The sequence below is a fragment of the Azospirillum lipoferum genome, assembly GCF_024170005.1.
Lineage (GTDB): Bacteria > Pseudomonadota > Alphaproteobacteria > Azospirillales > Azospirillaceae > Azospirillum > Azospirillum lipoferum.
In genome coordinates, this window is sequence record NZ_JALJXJ010000010.1 from 366196 (window position 1) to 372434 (window position 6239).

The window sequence follows — 6239 nt, forward strand, 5'->3', positions numbered from 1 at the left end:
AGCCCACCCATGCGCTTCACCGGAACCGACCGCTATGTCGCCACCGACGACCTGATGGTGGCGGTCAACGCCGCCATCACGCTCGAGCGGCCGCTTCTGGTGAAGGGCGAACCCGGCACCGGCAAGACCGTTCTGGCGGTGGAGATCGCCCGCGCGCTGAACAAGCCGCTGCTGTCCTGGCACGTGAAGTCGACGACCAAGGCGCAGCAGGGCCTCTACGAATATGACGCGGTCAGCCGGCTGCGCGACAGCCAGTTGGGCGAGGCTAAGGTCCACGACATCGCCAACTACATCGTCCGCGGCAAGCTGTGGGAAGCCTTTGAGGCGCATGATGCTCCGGTCCTGCTGATCGACGAGATCGACAAGGCCGACATCGAGTTCCCCAACGACCTGCTGCTGGAACTCGACCGCATGGAGTTCCACGTCTATGAAACCCGCCAGACGATCAGGGCGGCCAAGCGCCCCATCGTCATCATCACCTCCAACAATGAGAAGGAGCTGCCGGACGCCTTTCTGCGCCGTTGCTTCTTCCATTACATCCGCTTCCCCGAGCGCGAGACGATGGAACGCATCGTCGAGGTCCATTACCCCGGCCTGAAGTCCGCCCTGCTGCGCGAGGCGCTGAACCTGTTCTATGACCTGCGCGAGGTTTCCGGCCTGAAGAAGAAGCCGTCCACGTCGGAACTGCTGGACTGGATCAAGCTGCTGATGGTCGAGGACGTCGATCCCGAGACCCTGCGCGCCAAGGACGCCCGCACCCTGATCCCACCTCTGTGTGGCGCGCTGCTGAAGAACGAGCAGGACGTCCACACGCTGGAACGGCTGGCCTTCCTGGCGAAGCGGGGGAGGTAAGGGCGGAGTTCACGGGGACCGTTCTCCCCTCAAACCCCCTCCACCTCCTCCATCGCCACGCCCAGCGCCGTCCCCGTCGCCGAGTGCACCGTCACCCGGCTGCGCCCGCCGCCCAGCGGCATGACGCGGATCTGCGTGCCGATACGCTCGACCATCGCCGGAACATGGCTGATGACGCCGACCTGACGGCCGCCAGCCTGCAACGCCTCCAGGCAGGACAGCGCGACGTCCAGGCTGTCGGGATCGAGCGAGCCGAACCCCTCGTCGATGAACAGTGTGCCGATCCCGCCGGAGGTCCCCGCCGCCATCGCCGACAGCCCGAGCGCCAGGGCCAGCGACACCAAGAACAGCTCGCCGCCCGACAGGCTGTGCACGCCGCGCCGCTCGTCACCCATCTCGCGGTCGACCACCTGGATCTCCAGATCGGCCCCCGCCACCCGTTCCAGCCGATAGCGTCGGGCGAGATCCTCCAGATGCCGGTTGGCGTGGGTCAGCAGCAGATCCAGGCTCAGGCTCTGGGCGAAATTGCGCATCTTCTGCCCGGTCTTCGAGCCGATCAGCTGCGCCATCTTATCCCACAGGGCAGTGCGCGCCTGCTGCGCCTCGATCTCCGCGGTCAACCCGGCCAGCCGTTGCCGGTTGGCGTCGTCCGCTTCAAGCCGCCCGCGTGCCGAGCCCAGCCGGTCGCGATCGCGCTCCAGCACCGTACGGATGGTCTCCGCCGCGGCTGTGGCGTCTTCGACGCTCTGCGCCGGGCGACCCGTGGCATGATGGTCGGCACGTTGCCGCCGCCGCTCCGCCACCACCAGCGCCGCGTCGCCGCGCGCCCGCTCCAGCACCGCCAGCGCCAGTTCTTCCGCCTCCAGCGCGCTTTCGGGTGCCGCCAGCAGCCGGCGGACCTCCTCCAGCCCGACCCCACGCTCGGCCACCGCAAGCTCCAGCCGTTTCCCGGCCGTCCTGGCCCTGTCGGCGCACCGCCTCAATGTCTCACCGCGGGTTTCCCTCTCCTGTTCCGCTGCCGACAGCCGGGCGATGGCGTCCTGCCGTGCGAATGTGGCCTTCTCCAGCAGAGCTTCGGCCTCATGCCGTTCTGCGGCCAGCGCTTTCCGCACCTCCGACACCGGCCTGCCGCCCAGCAGCGCCCCGCGCGCTGTCCGAGCGTCCGCGAGCCGTCCGGTGAGATCGGCCGCCCGGCTGCGCGCCTCCTCCTCCGCGCGCAGCGCCGCATCCAGTTCAGCAGCCTGCACCGCTCGCTCGCCGGTCGCCCGCTCCACCTCGCGGGCGGTTCGGGCCAGTGCCTCGCTCTTCTCCCGGTATTCGGCCACTCGCGCCGCCAAACCGGCCCGATACCCCTCCGGCTCCCGCTTCAGTTGCGCCTGCCAGCCGACGTCACCCGCCAGCCCTTCACCCAGTTCCGCCAGAGCGAGTTCCCGGTCAGCCTCTGCCCGCTCCAGCGCCGCCACCGCCAGTGCCAGGGCTTGCCGCCCATCGGCCAGCCGCTGCCGGGTCGCCTCGCATTCGCTCGCCAGTCCGGCCGCCGCGGTCTCCAGCCGCCGATGTTCCTGCTGCGCCGCATCCACCCGCCGCCGATGGTCGAGCGCCCGCTCCTCATCGGCCGCAATCGTCGCCAGCTGCCGCTCCACCGCATCGACCGCCTCGCGGATGCCGGCCGGAATCCCGCTTTCGGCCTGCCAGCCGACCGCCGCCGCGTGCGCGGTCCAGCGCGCCTCCAGCCCTTCGGACTCCTGCGCCATGGCCGCCACCCTTGCCGCCAGCCCTTCGGCCCCCTTGCGCGCCGCCTGCTCCGCCGCCTCCAAGGCCGCATGACGGGTAACCGTCCCAGCAAGAACCTCACGCAATCCGGCAAGGTGCTTTTCCTGGTCCTGGGTCACCCGGCTGAGCGGTGTCGCTCCGGCGCCCGCCCAGGGATGATCCGCCGATCCGCAGACCGGGCAGGGTTCGTTCTCGGTGAGCCTGCCGCGCAGGCTTTCCACATCCTCACGCTGAGCGAGCAGCAGCCGTTGCAGCGTCCGCTCCGCCTCCTCGACCGCGGCACGTTGTCCGGCCCGGCTTTCGGCAAGCTCCTGCGCCGCCGTCCCGTCACGCTCTGCTTCGCCCAGCAGCCGCAGCCGCTCGCCCTCGGCCGCCTTGCGCTCGGCCTCCAGGCGCTGCCGCGCCTCCCCGGTGGCGAGCAGAGCAAGCAGTCCGTCCCGCCGCCGCCCCGCATCCGTCCGCGCCTGCCGAGCCTCGTCCAGCGACGGCACCGCCGCGGCGCGCAAGCTTTCCAGAGCCTGTTCGGCCGAGCGACAGCGCTCCCGTGCCTCGGCCAGCCGGCTTTCCACGGCCTGCGCCGCGGCCTCCGTCGCGGCAAGCTCCCGCTCCAGCCGCGCACGCTCCTGTGCGGCGGCCTTCCAGGCCCCACCATCGGCGATGACGCGTGCCAGCAGCCGGTCCCAGCGCTCCCACTGCCCGGCGACCACAGCGAAGTCCGCCTGCTCCCGCAGCCAGACCTCCAGCCGCGCCGCATCGCTGCGAGCCGCCGACAGGGTGGTGTCGATCTCCTGGACTGCTTTCCGCAGCATGCCGCTGCGCCGGACCGCCGCCTTCGCCGCCGCTTCGGCAGTCTCCCTTTCGCCGGTCAGGGTCGTGATTCGCCCATCCAGGTCGGCCGCAAGCTCAAGATCGGGTTCGGTCTTGGCCTGTTCCGCGCAAGCCGTTTCGAACCGTCGACGGGCATCGCCATGGCGGCCGGCCGCCTCATTCACCGCCAGCCGTGCCGCGGCCAAGGCGATCTCCGCCCGTTCCACCGCCGCTGCGGCCTCTGCCGCCTCGCCGCTTGCCCGGTCGGCATCGGCCAGCACCGGCCGCAACGGCTGCAATCCGCGCAGCCGAACCGCCGCCTCGCGCCGTTCCTCGGCCTCGCCCCACGCGCGCTCCGCCGCTTCGGCAGTCTCGACCGCTTTGCTCTCCGCTGCGGCAAGCTGCCCGTCGCGCTCGTGCCAGGCCAGAGCTGCCTGGGCCAGCGCCAATGCCTGCTCGCCACCCCGCACCGCCTCCGCCGCCTCACCGGCTTCCATCTGCAAGGCCGCGCGGTCATCGTCGCTCAGCACCCCGATGCCGCCGCCCTGGGCCACCAGCGTGTCGAGCGCCTGCTTCTCCGTACGCGCCCGTTCATAGGCGGCGGACGACAGACGGGAGTAAAGTTCGGTTCCCGTCAGAAGTTCCAGGATCTGGGAACGGTCCTGTGCCGGCGCTTTCAAAAAGGTGGCGAAGTCACCCTGGGCCAGCAGCACCGCCCGGCGGAACTGCTCGAACGTCAGCCCGAGACGCCGCTCGATCTCCACCAGCACGCCCTTCTTGCCGTCGCCGAAGCGCCGCCCGCCGTCCAGGCTGCTCAGCGACATGGTCTGCTGCTGCAAGGCGCCCTGCGCCTTCTGCCGTGCCCGCCGCAACTCCCAGCGTGCGCGATAGACCTCGCCGTCGATGCCTACGAAATCCACCTCGGCCCAGCCGGCTCCGGCGCCGCGCCGCAAGGCCGTGCGCACATCGGTGGTGCGGATGCTGTTGGGATCGCCTTCCGGTCCCAGCATCTCGCCACGCCCCTCCGGCAGCCGCGGCATGCTGTCGAACAGGGCAAGGCACAGGGCGTCGAGGATCGTGCTCTTCCCGGCACCGGTCGGCCCGGTGATGGCGAACAGCCCGGCCCGCCGCAGCGGCTCCCGGTCGAAATCGATGGCGAAGGGACCGTCCAGGCTGGTCAGGTTGGCGCCGCGCACCGCGAGAATCCGCATCACATCGTCTCCTGCACGCCGGTCAGCAACTCGTGGAAGGCCGCCATCAAATCGGGGTCGGGATCGCCTTCATGGCTGCGGCGGTAGAGCCGGCGGAACACCTCCTCCGGTTTCAGGGAAGCCAGATCGACCGGCGGCGCGTTGTCCGCCAGCGTCTCGCCGCTGCCGGTAAAGCGCACTCCGAGCTTCAGCAGCCGCACCGGCCGGCCGGCGAGCACCGCCTCCACCTCGTCGCGCAGGGCGGGCCGCGGCTCCGGCAGGGTGACCGTCACCTCCAGGAAGGGCCAGGCGTCGCGTGGCAGGGCGTTGTCCAACTGCAGCCGCTTCAGCCTGTCCAGCGCCGCTTCCGGGCTGGCTTCGCTGACCCGGTGGATCGTCACATGGCGCGGCACCCGCAGGACTTCATGCCCGACCAGTCGTCCGCCGGCGAACTCGGTCAGCACCACCTGATGGGGATAGGGCTCCTCGTCCAGCGCCAGCGGGATCGGAGAGCCGCTGTAACGCACCGCCTCGCGCCCGCCCACCGCCTGCGCCCGGTGCAGATGGCCCAGCGCCACATAAGCCGCATCCTCGGGGAAGATGTCGACCGGAAGGGCATGCAGGTTGCCGCCCAGGATCTTACGCTCGCTCAACTCCGACACGGCACCGCCGCGCATATAGCAGTGTCCGGTCAGGATCAGCGCCTCGCCCCGTCCGCAGCGCTCGCGCCCGCCGGTCCAGGCCTGGGTATAGAGGCGCCGCACCCCCTCGATCAGCGGATCGACATCGTCCGCCTCCTCGACCGCCGGCAAATCCGATGGCCGCAGATAAGGCATGGCGACACAGCGGGCGGCGATCGTCCCATCGGCATCGCGTAGCGGCACGATCAAGGGAGAGGGATCGAACATCCCCTCGGTGGAGGAGGGCAGGGTACCGATCACCCGCACCCCCATCTCCGTCATCAGCGGTGATGGTGCCTCCAACCGACTGGCACTGTCATGGTTGCCGGCCACCACCACGATGTCGAGCCGGGGATGCAGCGCCTTCGCCCGTGCGACGAACCTGTAGAAGAGCGCCAAGGCCGGGATCGGCGGGTTCTGTCCGTCGAAGACGTCGCCGGCGATCACCAGCGCATCCACCCGATGCTCGCCGATGCGGTCGATCAGCCAATCGAGGAAGCAGGCATGCTCGGCATCGCGGGGGATGCCATGCAGCGTCTGGCCGAGGTGCCAGTCGGCGGTGTGGAGAAGACGGAAGCTCCGCATGGTCCTGTGCTCGCAACGAAACGGTGCGCCACTCTACGGACCGTGCCGTCGACCCGGCTTACGAAAAAATGACGAGAGGACGAAAAAAGCTCTTGCGCGTTTTGGGGGAGGGCGCCTATAACCCGCTCCACCGACGGCGGGGCGCTGAACGACAGTGCGGCGCCGGCGGAAAAACGGAAGAGAAAACAGCAACTTAGCAGTTTGGCTCTTCCGGCTTCGACCGAAATTCTCCGGTCACTCTGATCCGGTCCTCTGCGAAAAAAGGGGATGCGGAAGAGCGGCCGGTGCGGCGCGTCTCGGCGTTGCGGGCTCTTTGACAAGTTAATACCGTGTTGTGAGAAGGGATGCGCAG

The 6239-nt window shown here is 69.7% G+C and carries 3 protein-coding genes; 1 reads left to right on the forward strand and 2 read right to left on the reverse strand.

The window, feature by feature from the left end; all coding sequences use genetic code 11:
• Window positions 1–9 precede the first annotated feature (9 nt).
• A complete protein-coding gene (locus J2848_RS23370; protein WP_149232449.1) occupies window positions 10–852 on the forward strand; it encodes an AAA family ATPase in 843 nt (280 codons plus the stop codon).
• 29 nt (window positions 853–881) lie between these two features.
• Here J2848_RS23370 and J2848_RS23375 read toward each other — a convergent pair whose 3' ends face one another.
• Both J2848_RS23375 and J2848_RS23380 read right to left on the reverse strand, forming a co-directional pair.
• Window positions 882–4643: an AAA family ATPase gene (locus J2848_RS23375; protein WP_149232448.1), complete on the reverse strand. Its 3762-nt coding sequence runs from the start codon at window positions 4641–4643 to the stop codon at window positions 882–884.
• Window positions 4643–5887: an exonuclease SbcCD subunit D C-terminal domain-containing protein gene (locus J2848_RS23380; RefSeq protein ID WP_149232447.1), complete on the reverse strand. Its 1245-nt coding sequence runs from the start codon at window positions 5885–5887 to the stop codon at window positions 4643–4645. Before J2848_RS23380 ends, J2848_RS23375 begins: the two co-directional genes overlap by 1 nt.
• Between the last annotated feature and the right edge of the window lie 352 nt (window positions 5888–6239).